Origin of the sequence: Streptosporangium vulgare (assembly GCF_042428775.1) — a bacterium.
In the GTDB taxonomy this organism is placed as follows: domain Bacteria; phylum Actinomycetota; class Actinomycetes; order Streptosporangiales; family Streptosporangiaceae; genus Streptosporangium; species Streptosporangium vulgare.
This window is the reverse complement of the sequence record NZ_JBHMBS010000003.1, coordinates 338221-355972: the sequence shown is the minus strand read 5'-3', so window position 1 is coordinate 355972 and position 17752 is coordinate 338221. Positions and strand designations below refer to the sequence as shown.

The 17752-nt window shown below is 66.9% G+C and carries 13 protein-coding genes, 1 tRNA gene and 3 pseudogenes; 8 read left to right on the top strand and 9 right to left on the bottom strand.

Features of this window, described 5'->3' with window-relative positions:
- The first annotated feature begins 560 nt into the window (after positions 1 to 560).
- On the top strand, positions 561 to 1451 hold the full coding sequence (locus ACFFRH_RS08360) for an NAD-dependent epimerase/dehydratase family protein (RefSeq protein WP_386155383.1): 891 nt from the start codon (positions 561 to 563) through the stop codon (positions 1449 to 1451).
- A gap of 1055 nt (positions 1452 to 2506) precedes the next feature.
- Here the strand turns inward: ACFFRH_RS08360 and ACFFRH_RS08355 are convergent.
- Together ACFFRH_RS08355 and ACFFRH_RS08350 are read right to left on the bottom strand one after the other, a co-directional pair.
- Positions 2507 to 2581: transfer RNA gene (locus ACFFRH_RS08355), tRNA-Arg, on the bottom strand.
- A 319-nt stretch (positions 2582 to 2900) separates the two neighbouring features.
- Positions 2901 to 3320: a C40 family peptidase gene (locus ACFFRH_RS08350; protein WP_386155381.1), complete on the bottom strand. Its 420-nt coding sequence runs from the start codon at positions 3318 to 3320 to the stop codon at positions 2901 to 2903.
- Between the two features lie 199 nt (positions 3321 to 3519).
- On the opposite strand from ACFFRH_RS08350, the gene ACFFRH_RS08345 reads away from it, so the two are divergent.
- Positions 3520 to 3816, top strand: a complete 297-nt coding sequence (locus tag ACFFRH_RS08345) for a hypothetical protein (RefSeq protein WP_386155379.1) — start codon at positions 3520 to 3522, stop codon at positions 3814 to 3816.
- Between the two features lie 291 nt (positions 3817 to 4107).
- Here the strand turns inward: ACFFRH_RS08345 and ACFFRH_RS08340 are convergent, their stop codons facing one another.
- Positions 4108 to 4278 (bottom strand): hypothetical protein, encoded by a 171-nt coding sequence (locus tag ACFFRH_RS08340; RefSeq protein ID WP_344744349.1) that lies wholly within the window; start codon positions 4276 to 4278, stop codon positions 4108 to 4110.
- Positions 4279 to 4688: 410 nt separating this feature from the next.
- On the opposite strand from ACFFRH_RS08340, the gene ACFFRH_RS08335 reads away from it, so the two are divergent.
- The 3 genes from ACFFRH_RS08335 to ACFFRH_RS08325 all read left to right on the top strand — a co-directional run bounded on the left by ACFFRH_RS08335 (position 4689) and on the right by ACFFRH_RS08325 (position 7550).
- Positions 4689 to 6647: a hypothetical protein gene (locus ACFFRH_RS08335; RefSeq protein ID WP_344744350.1), complete on the top strand. Its 1959-nt coding sequence runs from the start codon at positions 4689 to 4691 to the stop codon at positions 6645 to 6647.
- A 149-nt stretch (positions 6648 to 6796) separates the two neighbouring features.
- Entirely contained in the window at positions 6797 to 7243 is a 447-nt protein-coding gene (locus tag ACFFRH_RS08330) for a hypothetical protein (protein ID WP_344744352.1), read from the top strand.
- A 4-nt stretch (positions 7244 to 7247) separates the two neighbouring features.
- Complete coding sequence (locus ACFFRH_RS08325; protein ID WP_386155725.1) at positions 7248 to 7550, top strand: hypothetical protein; 303 nt, start codon at positions 7248 to 7250, stop codon at positions 7548 to 7550.
- 179 nt (positions 7551 to 7729) lie between these two features.
- Here ACFFRH_RS08325 and ACFFRH_RS08320 read toward each other — a convergent pair.
- The 4 genes and pseudogenes from ACFFRH_RS08320 to ACFFRH_RS08305 form a co-directional block, all read right to left on the bottom strand.
- Positions 7730 to 7795: pseudogene (locus ACFFRH_RS08320) on the bottom strand (hypothetical protein); the annotation flags it as partial.
- A gap of 55 nt (positions 7796 to 7850) precedes the next feature.
- On the bottom strand, positions 7851 to 10625 hold the full coding sequence (locus ACFFRH_RS08315) for an outer membrane protein assembly factor BamB family protein (RefSeq protein ID WP_344744354.1): 2775 nt from the start codon (positions 10623 to 10625) through the stop codon (positions 7851 to 7853).
- Entirely contained in the window at positions 10583 to 11470 is an 888-nt protein-coding gene (locus tag ACFFRH_RS08310) for a hypothetical protein (protein ID WP_344744356.1), read from the bottom strand. The genes ACFFRH_RS08315 and ACFFRH_RS08310 overlap by 43 nt, the downstream gene beginning before the upstream one ends.
- A 440-nt stretch (positions 11471 to 11910) precedes the next feature.
- On the bottom strand, positions 11911 to 12231 hold the full coding sequence (locus tag ACFFRH_RS08305; RefSeq protein WP_344744357.1) for a hypothetical protein: 321 nt from the start codon (positions 12229 to 12231) through the stop codon (positions 11911 to 11913).
- 66 nt (positions 12232 to 12297) lie between these two features.
- Between ACFFRH_RS08305 and ACFFRH_RS08300 the strand changes: the two genes are divergently transcribed.
- From ACFFRH_RS08300 to ACFFRH_RS08290, 3 genes and pseudogenes are all read left to right on the top strand, one after another.
- Positions 12298 to 13110, top strand: coding sequence for a GntR family transcriptional regulator (locus ACFFRH_RS08300; RefSeq protein ID WP_386155375.1), 813 nt, complete (start codon positions 12298 to 12300; stop codon positions 13108 to 13110).
- Between the two features lie 91 nt (positions 13111 to 13201).
- Positions 13202 to 13401, top strand: a pseudogene (locus tag ACFFRH_RS08295) (DUF397 domain-containing protein).
- A gap of 420 nt (positions 13402 to 13821) precedes the next feature.
- Positions 13822 to 14868, top strand: a complete 1047-nt coding sequence (locus ACFFRH_RS08290; RefSeq protein ID WP_344744359.1) for an IS630 family transposase — start codon at positions 13822 to 13824, stop codon at positions 14866 to 14868.
- 41 nt (positions 14869 to 14909) lie between these two features.
- Here ACFFRH_RS08290 and ACFFRH_RS08285 read toward each other — a convergent pair whose 3' ends face one another.
- Together ACFFRH_RS08285 and ACFFRH_RS08280 are read right to left on the bottom strand one after the other, a co-directional pair.
- Positions 14910 to 16019 (bottom strand): serine hydrolase domain-containing protein, encoded by a 1110-nt coding sequence (locus ACFFRH_RS08285; RefSeq protein WP_344744361.1) that lies wholly within the window; start codon positions 16017 to 16019, stop codon positions 14910 to 14912.
- A gap of 318 nt (positions 16020 to 16337) precedes the next feature.
- A pseudogene (locus ACFFRH_RS08280) lies at positions 16338 to 17704 on the bottom strand (IS1380 family transposase).
- Positions 17705 to 17752 lie beyond the last annotated feature (48 nt).

Sequence of the window (17752 nt, the reverse complement as noted above, 5' to 3'; positions counted from 1 at the left end):
CACGTGCGTCCGACGGGAACAGGTGATGCGAAAGATCTCACAACGATTGCACGATCAGTGCCTCAATCCGCCCTTCCTTACCGAGAGCGAGTGACTAATAACCCTTGGGTTCCTTCGGGCTTCTTCGGTCCCTCTAGCCGCAGGACCTGGACTTACCTGCTGGTGCTCCGGCTTCTTCAGGTGTTGATGAGACTTCGGGAATTCTGAAAGTCTATCGTCCTGGTCGTTCGTCTTGCTGTGAAAGTGAAGGCGAGGTGGCCGGAGACGGAACAAGCCATGCTCGCCCAAGCCGCGAACAGCTCTGCGGCGCCGGTCATCGGTTGTGTGAGCCCCACGGGAGGTGGCATGCCGATTCGGATCCGGTCGCCACTGGGCGACCTTCTCGCCGCTGCCGCGCCGCCACGCTCCATCGCCCGATTTGCCTTGACACCGGCGTCAAGGTTCTAACCTCACGGGAGGTGGACCGGTCTGTTCCGGACGGGGCCAGGTCGCGGAGACAGCCGCCCCGCAAGGAGCGAGGCCCGCCGCTCGTATGGTCTCCTCTGAGGTAAGGGATTCGGGTGAAAGTCTTCATCGTCGGCGCCAGCGGATACATCGGCGGCGCGATCGCCGACAGGCTCGTCGGGCAGGGGCACGAGGTCGTCGGACTCGCCAGGTCGGCCAAGGCGGCGGAGGCCCTGGGCGGGAAGGGCGTGCGGGCTTATCTGGGTGAGGTCGGGGACATCGAGCGGTGGATCGACCGGGCCGTGGAAGCCGACGCGGTGGTCTTCGCCTGGCGGGCGTTCGACCTTGACACGTTCCGCGAAACGGACACCACCGCCGTCCGGGCGGTGCTCGCCCGTCTGGCTGGCAGTGAGAAGGCGTTCCTCTACGTGACGGGGTCGCTGGGCACCGGTGACACCGGCTCGGCCACCGAGGTCGACGTCGACACGCCTGATGACCCGCCGGTCTTCCTCGCTTGGCGCTCCGCCCTCGAAGCCGAGATCCGCCGCTCCTCCCAGGCAGGTGTCCGGTCGGTGGTCGTGCGCGCCCCCATGGTGTACGGACGCGCCAGCGGTTTCATCGCGGAATCGCTTCTCGCCGACGTCAGCACCTCCGGACGGGTGCACCACGTCGGCGACGGTGACAACCTGCTGGCCTTCGTCCACGTCGACGACCTGGCGGAGCTGTGCGTCCGGGCGGTGCGGACGGCACCAGCCGGCGCACTGTACCTCGCGACGAACGGGGAGTCCCTGTCCTACCGCGACTTCGCTGTGCGGGCGAGCCATGCCCTCGGCGCCGGTGGGGCCGTCGCCTCCCTCCCCCTCCAGGCCGCCCTGGCCGCCATGGGGCCGTTCGCCGAGGCCCTCACCTACTCCCAGCGCCTGTCCGGCGCCGCCGCGGGCAGGGAACTCGGCTGGAGCCCTGCCATGCACGGCATCGACACGGAACTCCGCCTTATTAAGGGATAGCCCCACAGTTCCCTGAGCCCTCCATCGTGGCCATAGCTCCAGGGCCTGGGCGTTCTCCGTGCAGAGCACGTCGCTTTGACGGTTGGAGGGGTCTCGGGATCGGTGAAGCCTCTTCCTCTTCGTTGAGGTTTTTGTCGTGGTGCTGAAGCCGAGAAGTCGTATGCCGACCCCGGTCGGGGATGACTCGGTCCGGTGCTGGGCGCCGCCCTGGCAAAGGACGCCTGCTCACGCGGGGGTTGGCGCCGTACACCAGCTCAGGCGCCTTGACTGCTCGCCGGGCCGGGGTGGCCTCGCGTCGCCGGGCCTTAGGGCGCCGCCCGGTGCCGCTCCGGGAACGGCTGACCGCAGACGGCCTTGGGTTCCGGCGAACCCAAGGGTGCACAACCTCCCAGACCACCCCAACAGCCTGGACTCGACCTTTGGGTTCGCGGGAACTCTGGGATTTCACGGGGGTCGAAGTGCAACCGAACGGAAAACGGCGTTAGCGGGGTCTTCACCTGCCGGCCACAGGCTCCACAGTCCTTTGCCCAGTGCGGTGAATCCCGGAGGCGGCCTGCAGCCTGACCACTAACCGACACAGCCGACGTCTCGCCCCCGAGCGGGCCAACCCGCACTACTGTGCCCGGCTGGCAGCTGCCGGATGGGCCTGACCTCCGCGGACCGATACCGAGAACTGACCTGATGGCTCGTACCTCCAGGTCGCCGTGCGGTGATCTACTGACGGCACACTCCAAGAAAGGGGACGCCGTGAACCGTGGTGTCGACGTCGATGTGACCGTTGATGTCGGAGTCATCGTTCGGGGATAAGGCGAATGGCTGACCGGCATCACCAATAACGAACGTGAGCGGCTGCGTCGTCGGCTCGGCGACGAGGAGTTCTGAGCAGCCGCGCCCGCTGCTGGCACCCTCACCCCGCGTCGAGGCGGGTCAGCAGCGCGACCGCGGGCCAGGTTGATCTGGATGCCCGCTTCCTTCAGCCACGCCTAGGGAACTCCGGAAAGCAGAACGACCCGCGTCTCCGCGGGTCGTCTCCGGGTTTTTCCCTGGTGGATCGCTGGTGCCCCCTGCAAGATTCGAACTTGCGCTCCCGGCTCCGGAGGCCGGTGCTCTATCCCCTGAGCTAAGGGGGCCAACGCGTGATTACATTACCAGCATCCTGAGGGAAACCGACACTCGGTTAGGGAAGCGAGTGATCTCCGGAACAGGTCGGGGAGCGTCGGGAGAGCCGAGGGTGAGAGGTCATCGAGACGGCCAGGCCTTGGCGGGGCGGCCCGGGACCGCGCCGCGCGGGACGGGGCGCCGCCGGACGGGGTCGAGACGGCGCCCGATGAGGCTGTCAGCGGCGGGGACAGGGCAGGTCACCAGGGGCAGCGCAGGTCACGAGGGGCAGGGCAGCTCAGCGAGGGGCGGGTCACCAGGGGCGGGACGGGGCAGCGAGGACAGGGTGAGTCAGCGCGGGATGGGGCGGACGGCGCCTCGGTAGCGAGAGAGGTAGTAGGGCGAGGCGGCGAAGTCGGCCGTCCTGACGACGTCGCCGCTCTTGGGGGCGTGGACCATGACACCGTCTTTGACGTAGACGCCCACGTGAGTGGGGTCTCCGGTGCCTCCGCCGAAGAAGACCAGGTCTCCCGGGCGGAGCCGGGAGAAGGGCACCCGCCGCCCCTGCCTGAACTGGGTGCCGGTGTAGTGGGCGAGTCTGGCCCCGGCCTTGGCCCAGGCGTGCAGGGCGAGCCCCGAGCAGTCGAAGCCCCCACCGGTCGGGCCCGCGCTCGAACCGCCGCCCCACACGTATGGCCTGCCGACCTGGCGGAGTGCCGCGTCGGCCGCGATCCGGCCCCGCAGGGCCAGGGCGCTCTCGCGCGAAGGCAACGCCCTCCCTCGTGAAGGTGCCGCCCGCCCACCGGAGATCTTCCCCCGGGAGGACGCCGCCCCCCGGTTGGAGGGAGCTTTCCGCCCCTTGGAGGGGCGCTGGGACCACTTGGCGCCCGCCCGCGAGGACTCCTGCCCGGAGAAGGCCCGAGAATCTCTCCGCTCCGCCGAGGAGGACGAGCCGGCCCACACATCCGAGGTGTCCGGGGGATCCATCGGCTCTCCCGTCTTCTCCATGGGCTCCACCGGCCTTCCCGTCTCCGGATTGGGAGAATTGACCGCCCACCTGGTGCCCGCCCCCGAGAGCCCCGGCGACCATTCGCCGACCGGCCCCAGCCCCGGCCCCGATTCCGGCGCCGGAATCGGGGCCGGGGCTGAGATCGGGAAGGAGCCCTGCGAGGACGGCGACCGGCTGCCGCCCGCCTCCGACGAGAACGGGGACCGTGGCTCGCAGGCGGCGGAGAGGGTGGCGCGGATCTCCTCCGGCAGCCAGTGAGGGGTGCCGTCCGGCGGAGCCGTCGAAGAAAGGGAGAGGAGGAGGCGCCAGGCGTCGCAGGCTTCCGGGGAGAGGCGGGGTGCGGGGAACGGGGAGCTTCCCGCGACGGCCGCCGAGAGGATGGTGACAGTGACGAGTGTCGTGATCACGCAAGCCCTCCTTGGGCTCGATGAAGGATCGAGGCCCCAGGATCGGCGGGATCAGGTGATCGCCAACGAGCCGAAAGTGATTCTGTGGATAACGCGTGAGCCATCACCTCTCCGGAGGTGGCCCACGGACAGGCCGTCTGGATCAGACGGGGCATGCCGTGTCGAGCTTCCAGGCATTCTCGAAACACGACTCATGCATCAAATCCTCCCCCTCACCCAGGTCGATGGAGAGGATTTGACACATGAGGAAGCGGGAGAATCGGGTGTCCGAAGCGCGATCGGCGGCCTTGCCGGCCAGTTCACCGCTGCTCAAGCGCGTCGCCGACCTTCGGAACATGGCCGAGGCGATCGTCGGAGGTCGGCCTCCACTGAAGAGAATGGTGAAGCAGTCCACCCATGCGGCGACACGGGCCGAGGACTTGCGGGTGCTTACACCCAGTGTGCACCTATTTAAAAGCGACACAATTATTGGTTATGCCTATTTCAACGAAATATCTTTACGGGATAGACAGATTGAAATTAACATATCCGCTGGAGCTGTCACCTTCACGGACCAAGCTGGAGTCCAGCGTCCTCATGACCCATCCGTATCCCGCACCCTCGCCCTCGCCCCAGCCTGCCCCTGACCCGCGTCCCCCCGCCCCACCGACCGGCACCGCTCAGCCGGCCCCTACCGCACCCTCCCCCGCGCCGCAGAACTCCCCGGCGGCTCCGGCGCGGAGCGTGAACGGCGAGTATTCGGGGATCGACCCCGAGCGGATGAACGACTTCGAGCGAGGGCTCGGCCGGGCACAGGACGCGTTGGGCCGCAACGAACCGCAGATCCGCCGCACCCTGCAACGGTTCGACCTGGACGCCTCGGGATTGGGCGCGCTGCGCGAGATGCAAAGCTGGATCGAGACCAGCCGCCCCGACCTGCGACGTCGCAACGAGACGATCAGCACCAAGCTCACCGAGTGGGGCGCCACCACCAAGGTGCCCAGCGGGCTGGCCGCCTTCGACGAGGCGCTGTACGGCAAGGCCGGCCACGACCCCGACACTTACGCGGCGACTCTCAGCCTCGGCAGGACCGCCGAAGACGGCGAGATCGACGAGAAGCTTCTGAAGGGACTGGAGAAGCGGACGGGGGACGCGACGTTCGCCGCCACGTTGATGAACACGCTGGGCACGGCGAGATTTCGCGAACTGATGGTCAAGACCGCGAACCGCGAGGACGACAAGAAGGCACAGCGCCTGCAGGCCGCCCTTGGGAAAACCCTCGGCACGGCGACCCCTCGGCTGGGCGACGCCTGGCACAAGGAACTCCTGTCCGACCTCGAAGTCGGCCGGACGACCGGCTACATCGGCTGGGAGAAGGGCTATGCCACGGCGGCGGCCCTCAAGCACGGAACCTTCAGCACCGCCTTCCTCCTCGCCACCGCCAGGAAGATCGAGGCCGCCGACCGCGGAAGGGTGATGTTGGATCCGCGTGTCATGGTGGCCCTGCTGGAAGGACTCAGCCGTGATCCGGTGGCCGCCCAGGACTTCTTCGCGGGCGACCCGACCATGCTGAAACGCTTCCTGACCCAACGACGCCTGGGCGACGACGGCGTGGCCCTGGGCAAGGCACTGGAGGCGGCGACGCTCACCTTCCGCGACCACGACGGCTCACCGCAGAACCCCTCGCGCGGCTTCCTCTCGGCCAAACTCGCCTCGGAGACCGTCCACCTGGAGGCCGTACGGATCAAGGACGGCAAGCTCTCTGACTCCTCCGTGAGCGCCGCATCAATGGGGCGCATCCTGGCCGGCTACATCAGCGACATCAACCGCACCGCTCAGAAGGGAGACAACAGCAGCACCCTCGGGCCCGGAGTGCGAGGGTCCGACAATCCCTTCACTGCTGGACTGGACCCTTGGGGAGCCGAGTTCGACAAAGGGGCGCTCCGTCAGGTGATGAAGGAGGCGCTCGCGGACCCGAAGGCATTTGCCCCTGTTCTGGCTGCTCAGACGGCATTCACAGGCTTGCTTCTTGATTACGGTGCCGCTGAGATGGCCGCTGGGCGGGGCAACGAAAGATTCATGACCGGCGCCAAACGGGCCGGATCGGGATTCGGAATGATCACTGACGCGGCGGGCCTGGCAAAGATCGAGGAAGGCAAGGATCTGGACGAAGCTCAGCAGCGCAACATGAAAATGCTTTTGGCGGCGGTCAATACCGGCCTCGCCATCCCGCAAAGCGGAACCTGGCCGATCACCGCCGGTGTCATCGGTGCCTGGAGCGGAGTGGCGGAAGAAATAGCCAAGGGCAAGGCGGAGGACAACGCCCGCGTTGAGGCCAATGCCGTCGTCGACAAGACCCGAGGGCTTGTGCACGATCTCGCAGCTCAGGCCATGCTCAAAAACGGCCTCTTCGGCTCCGCCGAGCCTGCTGCCCGAAACCATCCCTGGGCCACCCTAGAAGGACTGGAGAAGGGGGATGACCCCCGCGACAACCCCAACAACTTCCTCAAGGACGACGGTCGGACCCTCATGACCAAGGAAGAGATGATCGACAAAACTGCTGCCAACAGCACCGACAAGTATCGGCGGGTCGAGGCCTATGATCGCTGGCTCTATGAAGGGTTGTCAGGAAAACCATGGCTGGAGACTGAGAACCGCCTAGATCAAGGCTTCTCCATCGGCTTCGCTCAGTACGGCTCGTGATGCGAAAAGCATTCGCCTTAACCAGTGCACTGGCCTGCGTCCTGGCTATGTTGACGGCCTGTCAGGGGAAGGAATCAACGATCGACCGTACTCCGCTGCCCACCGTTGCCACCCCCCCGTACCTCTGTGAACACATCCCGTTGAGGGCGGTGGAGTTGATGACCGGGGTACGCAACCCCCTGGTTCGCGGTTCATTCGACTTCACACTTTCCAGAGGTCTCGGTATTGGAGGTTGTGCAATTTACCAACGCGAGGGTGATCAACTGAAAGTGCTGCAGATTGACCTCACTCCGGCAAGTGACCCGGAAGATGTTAAGGAGGTACTCGGAGATGGCGCCTCACCGCTTCCGGAGATTCTCCCCGGGGTCATCGGCTACTACTTCAAGCGGGCCAGTGGCGAGGACAACGCCGCGTTCTCCACACTGGTGCGGGGCAAGGCGGAGATCAACATTCAGCTGGAGATCGGTGCCGAGGGCCGGGACAACGCCGCCGATGTGCTGGCGCTCATGAAGCTGATCGCGCCGAAGTTGCTCACCGACGCCAGCGCGCCGTCCGCGACACCGAAGTCCCCTTCCCCCACCCCGAAGAAGGACTGACTCCATGGCCGAGCTGGTGCCCAACCCGCTCCACGCGGCGTTGGGAGAGGCCCTCCGAACGGTCGAGCCGCTGGTCCAGGAGATCGAGAGCGGCATCGAGCCCCCGTATCGGGACTTCCACGAAGGCAGGGTGTGGACGGGACCGGCCGCCAAGAAGTTCGACGCCCAGCTCGTCCAGCACCGCACCCGGGTCCGGGGAGCGGGCGAGAAGATCATCTCCGACCTGCAAAGGGCCTTGGCCGTCACCCCCCGCCAGGTGAGCGAGGAGGAGGCCAAAGCAATCAAGCAGCGGTACGGCCTTCCCTGACGAGGCCCAGCGAGCTCCGGGAGCGGTTCCGCGGCCGAGGCGCAACCCGCTGATTCACCACCACGGAACCAGATCGGGTGAACAAGCTCGTGATACGCCCCAACCGTGCCTGATGAGAGGGCGAGTTCCGAGACGGAGATGCCACGGGGTGCCAGTTCCTCGCGGACCGCGTGGGCACAGACCAACGCGGCGGCCTTGGCCGCCGAATAGGACTCGGAACCGGCCGGGTGCAGCCAGGACAGCACGGACAGGACGTTGAGCACGGCGCCGCCATTGCCCTCGACGACCGGGGCGAAGGATCTAGCCGCCTGCCGTGGGCAATGCGTACACGTTGCCGTTCGCGCTGCCGACGTATACGAAGCCACCTGTCACCACAGGTCTGGTTTCGATGGTGCCGCCGGTTTGGAAGCTCCACCGCACCGTGCCGGTTGCGGCGTCGAGCGCGTGAAGCGTTCCCCCGTTGTGTCCGACGTAAATGGTCCCTCCTTCCGCCACGGGGCCGGAGGTGAGGCCCTTGCCCAACGGGAAGCTCCATCGCGCCGCGCCGGTGGCGGCGTCGAGCGCGTACAGCCTGCTGTCGTCGCAGGCGTATACGAGTCCCTGAGCCACCGCGATGTCCCACTGGAAGCCGGGCCTATCGCCCTCGGTCTGGAAGCTCCACAGCCGCGTGCCGGAGCCGGCGTCCAGTGCGTATATCGTGCCGTCCTTGTTGTCGAGGTACACGACCCCGCCGGCCACCACCGGACGGAAATCGACAAGACCGTCGATCCTTGAGCTCCATCGGACTTTCCCAGAGGAGCCTTCCAGCGCATGCACCTCGCCATCGGGACTCGCGACATAGACGACCCTTCCGGCCCGCACCAGATGAGTGTGACCTCGCCCTCCGCCGACCCGGAAGCGCCACTTCTGGGCTCCGGAGTCGGCGTCCAGCGCGTACACCATGCCATGGTCGCTGCCGACATGGACGACGTCGCCGACCAGCACGGGGCCGGGGTTGACGACATAGCCCTCCGGCTGGAAGCTCCACAGCCTCTCGCCGGAGGCGCCGTTCAGTGCGACGACCTCGGCGTTCATCGAAAGGGGTGACTTCCTGGTCCAGACGTAGAGGCGGCCGGCTGCGGCCACGAGGTCGCTGATCACATCGAGCTTGCGGCTCCACCTCATGCGGCCGGTGGCGGTGTCCAGCGCGACCAGCCTGCCGGAAGTGTTCGCCGCGAACACGGTGCCATCCATCACCACGTGATCGAGCAGCAGGGGGCCGCCCGTCTGGAAACGCCATCGCATCGCGCCGGTGACGGCGTCCAGCGCGGACACCGTGCCATCGCGACTTGTGGCGTAGACGACACCGTCGACCACCACCGGCTCGGCGTAGACGACCGCGTCGGTCGGATGGTTCCAGCCGCTCTCTCGAGCGGGGCCGGGAGCGCGAACGCCTGGCTGATACCGTGCGAGCAGATTGCCCTGCAGCGATGGGGAGATGCGCCGCACCGCCTGTCGGGAGAGCGAGCTCAGCCGGACGATGACAGGGCCCACGTTGATGATCGTCGCACCGTAGAACCCGTTCGTCTCGGCCACGGTATAGGAGAGGAAGCCCGGGCTCTCAGTGGTGGGATCGAAGGCGTTGGCCTCTTTGATGGCGCCGACCTCGGCGGTGAAGAGCTTTCGCGCGCCCGCGTTCGACGAGGACACCCACTCGACGGAGAGCGAGATGACGGCGCCGTCGTCCGTGGGCGGTATCCAGTCGCATTTCGCCGGCTTCGGCGGCGCCGTTCCCGCCACATCACCCGATCCGGGAACCGCGCGGTAACCGTCCGCGAGAACGGACAGATCATGGCCGGTAAGCAAGGCGCAGGCATCCGGCCAGGCGCTCGCCGGGACACCACCGAATCGGGCAGGCTCGCGCGAAAGTCCGTAGATCAGCTTGTACGCGATGATCCGGCCGTCACCGGGGACATCACTGTGCACGAAGGCCATACCCCGGATCGCCCCGACAAGGGACACATGATGGTAGGGCACGTCGAGCGGCAATCCGCCGAGCTGTCCGGTGCCGGAGTCAACGGAGAACAGGTAGGCGGGCAACGGCCATTCGTTTCCCGGGAGGCCCCCGCCAGGGTCGGCTGCCACGGAGTACGAGCCGGCGAACAAGGGCGGACTCCAACTGCTCGGGTTCATGCCCCCCACAGCTTCCGGGCCGGTGGACAGCAGGCGGCCGTCCGCCCCGTAGAAGAAATCATCGTTCCCCACCGAGGCGTGAACGTATCCCTCCGCATTGGCCGTGACGCGAATCGCAGCGTCTCCGCCCGGTGGCGAGGAGAACGACGACAGCGGACGCGTCCAACCGTGCCACAGTGTGCGCGGGTCCATCGAGGTGAGCCGCCGCTCATCTCCCGCGCAAGAGCTGAGCAGGGCCACCGATCGGGCGGTTGCCGCGCCTCGCAGGTGGCAGCCCCGCGGATACGTCATCCGTGCCGTGGTTGCCCCGGTCCGGAGATCAAGGGCACGGATGTCGAAAGGCTCGGCCGACCGCTCCAACACCACGATGCCACGCTCGGTCACCATGATCCGCGGGCCCCGGTACACACCGATACCTTCCGTCCGGGGATGAGCGATGGAGACGGCGATCGTGCGCCGCCACAGCACGGCGCCCGTGGTCAGATCATGACCGCTCAGGGCGTGGTCGACGATGTCCGGCGTTCCTCTCGACACGACTAGCGTGTCCGCCGCGATCCACACGCCGGTGATGGGCACGGTGAGAGCCGGGTCGGCGGGGATGGTGCGCCGGAGCTCACCTGTGCGCGGATCGTGGATCCGCACGGTGTCCTGGCGCGTCGCCACGGCGACCGCGTGGTCGGACACGGCGTAGCGCGGAGTCTCGAAGAGCGACTCGCCGGTGCCGGCGTCCGCAGGCACCGACCACGCCGCACGCCACTCGACGGGCACGAGCGGGAGCCGCGGAATGTCCGTTACCACGGTCGAGCAGGCCACCAGCACCACCGCGAACAGGACCGCGACCGAGCGGCGCCCGTGCACGATCAGTACCCTTTGCTCTTTTGGATCTTCCGCTCGATCACGCATGCCTGGCCACGAGAGATCGGCTGCCAGCCACGGAGCGGGGAGACGGTGTAGCAGGTGCGGTAGGCGTCAGCGGCGCCGGTTACCCGGAACGGGTTCTTGTCCGGTCCCTTGATCGTGATTTGCTCGGTTCGGTCCTCCGCGAGCACGGTGACCAGGAGATCGAACTCGTAGTAGGCCGCCGTGCCCTTGACCGACATGGAGAGCGTGACCCGCTCGCCCCGTTTCAGGTCTATCTGCTTCTTCCTGAAATACGAGGTGTCCGGGTCCTTGGCGGTAGCGAAGTGGGGAACCGGCTCATCGAGATCGGCGGAGAGTTCGATGGTGTCGGCCTCTCCGGCGGAGGTGTAGACCAGCAGTGCGCCGTCCGAGCTCGGCTTGCGGTCGAGGACACGCGGCTTGATGTCGACAATGCGCAGGCTGCTGCGGTTCCCGATGAGGACGACGGTGACGTCCGTCTTTTCGAGGGAGGCCCAGTAATGTCGCGCCATGACGGCGTCATGGCGCGAGCCGGACGCGCTGCTCAGCAGAACCGCTCGTTCTCCAGGGTCGGTCACCGGCTCCCTCAGGGCAGCGTCCTGCGTGGAGTGGTCGACGGCCACGTGGCCGACCTTGATCGGAGGCTCCCCGCTGATCCGGTCGACCGCGTCGGGTCCGCGTGCGTTGAACCAAGCGGTGAACACGACACCGATTACTGCGATGATCACAGCGCTGAGGATTCCCGCCAGCCACGTCCACACGGCTTTCCATCGTCCGGATTCGGCCGGCTCGGCCTCCTCGGCCCGAGGGGCGGGAGCCGCATTGGCTCGACCGGATTTGGCACGCCTGTTCTGGCGTGCTTTGGCCATGAGACGCCCCCTATGAACAGCGAACGGCAGCTGACTCCTCCTTCGCTACATAGCTATATAGTGCTGGGCGGCCGCAGCGTCGAGTTATCGAGGAATTTCCTCTGCGACGGGCAGGTTCGTAAGTGCCTCGCGGCGGCTCAGGCCCGAAATCCCCTTCGCCTTCACATGCCGAATGACCTCGCCGAAATTAGTCTTGGCGTGTTCGCGGGACGCCCACCTGGTCGCTTTGCGCTCGGAGAGGTCGTTGTTCGACAGGCTCGGCTCGATGCACGCGTACAGCGGAGGGCGAGTTCACTCTCAGCGCTCTTGAGTTCCTGCCGCGCCTGTTCCGTATGGCGATGTACGGCGATGTTTCGCCTTCGCGCGGTACGTCTTGGACGGCACGGCGGCCCCGGGCCGGGGAAGGGACGGGGCCGCCGTGCCCGCTCATCAGAAGCTCGTCAGAAGTGGCCGATGCCGGCCGAGCCGGAGGTGAGCGCCCAGCGGTGCAGGAGCGCGGTCATCTCGGCCTCGCGCATCCGGGTCTTCAGTCCTTCGACGGTCCGGTCGCAGATGATCAGGGGTTCGGAGGTGGGCCAGGTGGCGATGGCGCGGAAGAGGCGGCTGCCGGTGCCGTACAGCACCGGCCAGCCCGGCCAGGTGATCTCCAGCATCGCGGCCTCGGCTCGCGCCTCGTGGTCCCAGGTGTAGCGCGGGACCGGGGCGACGGCCTGGCCGTCGCGGTGACGGCCCCGGGCGGCGGCCAGACAGCGGCGGATCACGAGATCAGTCGTAGAGTGTCGTATGACACTTGACGCCAGAGGACGCCAAGGCTGATCGTCAAGGAAATGGCCTACGACACTTTGGGCATGGTGATGTGCGTGCACATGGATTCGGATTCGCCCGCACGACGTATAGCGGCCGATCTGCGGGCTGACATCGCGTCAGGGCACCTGCCACCGGGCGAAAAGCTGCCCTCCGTCCGAGATCTCGCCGAGCGCTACGAGGTATCCCGCACCACTGCGGGCAAAGCTTTGATCCTGCTCAAGACGGAGGGACTGGTGACCACCCGGCACGGCTCCGGCGCCTACGTGCGCGAGTCGCACCCGATCCGGCGGCTTGGCCCGGAACGGTACGCGCGCCATCGCTGGGAACAGACCACTGTCCAGGCATTCGCCACCGAGGTCCAGGAGAGCGACACCGCTCAGCAACAAGGGCACCAGACGCAGGAGGTGTCCTTGGTCGCCGCTGACGAGTCCGTCGCCGCCGCGCTCGGCGTCGAGGCCGGGGCGCCGGTGTACGAGCGGGCTCGCGTCGTGACCCGCGAGGGCAACCCCACCCACACGATGACCTCGTACTATCGCCCGGCCGATGTCGAGGGAACGCCCCTGGTCGACTCCTCACCGGGAATTGCCGGACAGGGCGGCGGCTTTCGGGTGCTGGCCGACAAAGGGCTCTCCCCGTGTGAGATCACCGAAGATCTCCGTGCTCGGATGCCGACCGCCGACGAGGCCCTGCTCCTCGACCTTCCACCCGGCGAACCCGTCGTCGAGCTGTGTCGCGTCACCCGTACGGCCGACGGCCACGTGGTCGAATACGCCCGAGATGTACACGCGGCGAGCCGGTTCGTCTGGTCCTACACCTTCGCCATCCCCAACTGAGCCGGGACGGCTTCGACTAGATTTTCACCGGAACAATCGGAGCCGTCCTTCGAGGAATCCTCGGCCTTCCTCGTCGCGGTGAGGAGTGAACATGATCTCCCCTGACCTGTCCGACGCCGAGTTCCGCAAGAGCAGCCATTCAGGCACTGGCAACGACTGCGTCGAGGTGGCCACAACCGGCCCGGTCTCATCGCCGTCCGTGACAGCAAGGACCCAGCCGGCCCCGCACTGATCTTCTCCCCCACAGCCTGGAACAACTTCCTGACGGGCATCCGCAGCGGAGAAATCTGACTCGACCACGAGTGCCGCACGACCAGAACCGCCCGGAAGGCCGTCTGGCCGATCCTTCACCATGCCAAACACACCAAGCCGTTTCAGTCGGCCGATGACGCCAAGAAGATGCTGAAGAAGCTCAGCCCCTTCTGGAGCGAGGGCAACACCAGATTTTCCGACTTCGCGGACAAGGTTGATTCCGCGTGTGCCAGAGCACAGCAGATCAGCCCTGACGGGAACAATCCCTTGCTGAATCCTCCGAATGGTATCTGGCGATTGGTCGCGAGCATCCAAGGTCGCCCCGAAGTAACCGGGCGGCCCACCGGCGCCGTTACTGAGGTTGAAGCTCGGAAGTCAGATCATCGATGGTGGCTTATGGCCGCTAGATGACCGCATGTTCGACATGCCGGAGTTATGAGGTATCCGGAAGGTGGTGGATTGACCGCCAAAGATCGAGCGCGACGTGAGGCGGTGCGGCTGCAGGCGACGGAGATGTTCGCGCAGGGGACGTCGCAGGCCGAGGTGGCGCGGTTGCTGCGGGTCTCGCCGATGTCGGCCAGCCGCTGGTATCGCAGCCGGCAGGCCGGGGGAACCGCGGCTCTGGCCTCCAAAGGACCGGCCGGGTGGCCGTGTCGGCTGAACGAGGAACAGCGCGAGCGGCTGGAGGCCGAACTTCGGGCCGGACCGGCCGCGCACGGCTGGTGTGAGGATCAGCGCTGGACACTGGCTCGGGTCGCCGAGCTGATCGCCCGGCTGTTTCACCTCCGCTCCAGCCTGCGCGGGGTGTCGCTGTTGCTGCACCGGATGGGCGGGTCGCCGCGGATGAGCGTGCACCGGGCCGCCGAGCGTGACGAGGTGGCGATCACCTGGTGGAGGACCGAGCGGTGGCAGCGGATAAAAAGACGGCGGCGGCTCAGGGCGCATGGATCTGCTTCCACGACGAAGCCGGCCAGATCCTCCAGACCACCCCGGGCACGCACGTGGTCGCGGCGGGGACACCCGCCGGTGGTGACCGTGTCGGGCAAGGGCTCGGACCGGGTGTCGATCGCCGGCCTGGTCTGCTGCAAACCTCACCGGCGCAGCCGGTTGATCTACCGGATCCGGCTGCATCGGGGCCACAAGGATGAGCGCCGCAGCTTCGCCGAACGCGACTACGCCGACCTGCTGGATGCCGCCCACCAGCAGCTCGGCGCGCCGATCGTGCTGGTGGGGGACAACGTGAACACCCACATCAGCCGGGCGATGCAGTCCTACATCGCCGCCCGCGATTGGCTGACGGTCTATCGGCTACCTGCTTACGCTCTTGAGCTCAACCCAGCCGAGGGCATCTGGGCCAACCTCCGCAACGGGCTGGGCAACCTGGCGGTCACCGGCCTGGACGCCCTCAACGCGATCATCAAGACCCGACTGAAACGCATGCAATACCGGCCCGACCTCATCACCGGCTTCTTCAACGAGACCGGTCTGTCCTTCGAACTGGCCTAACCCTGAAAATTTGGTCTCAGCAACCTCAGCCTTAAAGCTCCCTAAGGGCACAGCGCAGAGGTCAGCAGGGTCATGGCCGCCTGATGAGGGTCGCCGGAGAACGGGGTAATCGACAATGTGACCTGTCGCGAACCATCGGCTGAGTTGAACGCCACCGTGAGGTAGCCCGGGGCACCGCCGCCGTGGCCGAACGCAGTGCCGCAGGGAAGAGGCGCCAGCTCCAGCCCCAGCCCGTACCCCTCGGTCGTGCCGGGATCCTTCATCTCCTTCAGCAGACCAGGGCGGAGCAGCTTGCCCTGGAACAGAGCGCGGTAGAACCGGTTGATGTCCCCGGTGGTGGAGATGATCTCGCCCGCCGCACCGGCCATCGTGGGATTGAACCGTGTGACGTCAACGGGGACGACCTTGCCACCCCTGGTGACCGGCACATATGCGTGGGCGTGCGGGCCGTACACCTCCGGCGAGGCTCCCGGCACGCGGGTGTGCCGCAGGCCGAGCGGCCGCAGGATCCGCTCCCTGATCTCTGTCGCGTACGGCCTGCCGGTGACCCTCTCGATCAGCATGCCGAGCACGATGTAGTTGGTGTTGGAGTACCTGTACTCAGACCCGGGTGGGAAGTCGCGCGGGAGCTTTTCCGCTCTTTCCACCAGTTCGCGTGCCGACCAGGTGCGGTAGCGCTCCTTGGGGATGCCCGCCTCGTCCATCATGCCCGTCGAGTACTCGGGAAGGCCGCTGGTGTTCTGGAGGAGGTGCCTGATCGTGATGTCGGCGCCCCTGTCCACGAGCCCCGGCAGCCACTGCTCCACACTGTCGGACAGGTGCAGCTTTCCCTCTCCCGCCAGTTGAAGCACCGCGGTCGCCGTGAACGACTTGGTCACGCTCCCGGCCCGGAAGCGCCCGTCCACCGGGGCCGGCTGGGCATTGTTCATCTTCGCCTTGCCGCTGGCGGCTCGCCAGGTCTTGTCCCCGTCGCGAACCTCGGCGATCGCGGCGACCGCACCGCCTGCGACGACCTTGTCCAGCATCGCCTGCAAACTCGGCCGACCGCTCGGGCTCGCGTCGGCCGCTGCGGCGGCGGTCACGGCAGGCGTTGCCAGCAACGGCACGGTCAAGCACGCCACGACGGCCGCGCTGGTGCGTCTTCTCTTCACGTTGCTCCTCCGATTCACGGAGTCCGGCTCTCGGCCACCGCCGTATCAAGATCCGACACGAGAGGGCGGTACGCCATCGGAGTTGTCCCCTACAGAAACCCTGATTTCACGCCGACGATCTCCGACTTGGGAAGGACGCCTGTGTTGGCCTTTAGCCTCGATCTTTCTCGATCTTGGTGTGGTCGGTTAGAGGTTTCGGCTGAGGGTTGATTTCCCGCTCTGGTCAGCGTGGGTGCCCAGCTGTCGCGCCAGGTGAGCGGGGTTCCACGGGCCCGGGTGAGTTTGTCCTTTCTGGTTGCCGAGACAGTGGGCTGTAGATCAGGGGCCTGGAAGGGGTTGCAGGTGGGTGATCGCGGTGGCGATCAGGTCCGCCCACCGCCATCGCCGGGCCAGGCGCAGGCGTCGACCGCCTTTGACCAGGCATCCAGCGGCCGAGAAGAGGCGCAAGCGCAGGCGTTTGGGCTCCCAGCGCCGGGCGGGGTGATCTGCCAGGGCAAGCATCTGGGTCCATGCGGTCAGCTCTCCGGCCAGTGCGACCGGTTCCAGCCAGATCTGGTTCCGATTGAAGCCGTGCAAGGGTAGATTCCGCAACCCGCTGTCTTTGGCAGTGCGGATGCGGTCCTCGCAGCGGGCCCGGCGGCGGTGTCGTAGTTCCAGGTCGGCGAGTTGGCCACGGCCGCCACCGGGACGGGCGCCGGTGACGAAACAGGTGAAGCGGTTGCCGTCGAGGTCGGTGAAGCGCAGCTGAGCTCCGGGGGGCGTTCCCTGCGGACGATGACCCGCATGCCCTTGGGCCAGGACGACAGGTCGAGCATGCCGGTGAGTTCGGTTACCCATGCGCCGTCGCGGGGTTGCCGATCGGCGTTATAGGCGACCTCCCACATCTCCTCGGGCAGGGCGAGGATCGCGGCGCAGATGCCGTCGGTGAGGGTGAAGCCGATGGAGTACTTCAGGTGGCGGGCACTCACCCAGGACAGGAAGGCGTGGGTCCCGCCTCCGGAGTCGGTCCGGATCAGGACTTGTTCGTGCGGGTGGGCTGGTATCTGGTTGAGGGCACGTCGTCCAGCGGTGATGTGATCGTCAGCGGTGTTGGATCCGGCGTTCCCTCGGCGCGGTGGCAGCGCCGCGGCCTCACCCGTTCCGCCCTCACCGCGGTCGATGGACGCGGTCATCGGGTGAAAGCCATAGGTGTGCTTCCAGGTCGGGGCCACGTGCTCTTTCTCGGAATGCGCGATCACGATCGTCGCGTCCAGGTCCACCGGGATCAGCGTGCCGCCTGCGCCGGGAGCGCGTTCACCCGCGAGCGCCCATGCCCTGGCCCGTGCCGCCGCGCGAGCGGCGCGGATCGTCCGCAACGCTTTCGGTCCCGCGTCGGCGAGGGTCTTGACCAGCCGTGACACCGTCGGGTCGGAGGCTACCGGCCCGGACACCTCCGGAGAGGAGCGCAGCAGCGCGATATCGGCCAGGCAGTCTCCGCCCAGCGCGAGTGTCACGGCCAGGCCCGTCACGATCTTCCCGGGATCGTGTACCGCTCGTGGCGCACGCCACCGTGCAAGCGTCTGCGACAGGCCTTTGTCCAGGCCGGTTGCTCTCAGTGTTTCCACCGGGAGCAGGCCGCCGGCCTGACAGACCATTCCCTCGTGGCTCAGGATCGACCGCGCGGCGGGGACCGGCGTGGCCGTCATGTCCGCGACCTCGGTCTCGGTGGGCCGCCAAGGTTCGACCTACCGGCC

Excerpts from the sequence above, each read along its gene's own strand:
- ACFFRH_RS08300 (WP_386155375.1), top strand. The coding sequence starts at position 12,298 with ATGGCCTACGACACTTTGGGCATGGTGATGTGCGTGCACATGGATTCG.
- ACFFRH_RS08325 (WP_386155725.1), top strand. The coding sequence starts at position 7,248 with ATGGCCGAGCTGGTGCCCAACCCGCTCCACGCGGCGTTGGGAGAGGCC.
- ACFFRH_RS08310 (WP_344744356.1), bottom strand. The coding sequence starts at position 11,470 with ATGGCCAAAGCACGCCAGAACAGGCGTGCCAAATCCGGTCGAGCCAAT.
- ACFFRH_RS08315 (WP_344744354.1), bottom strand. The coding sequence starts at position 10,625 with ATGCGTGATCGAGCGGAAGATCCAAAAGAGCAAAGGGTACTGATCGTG.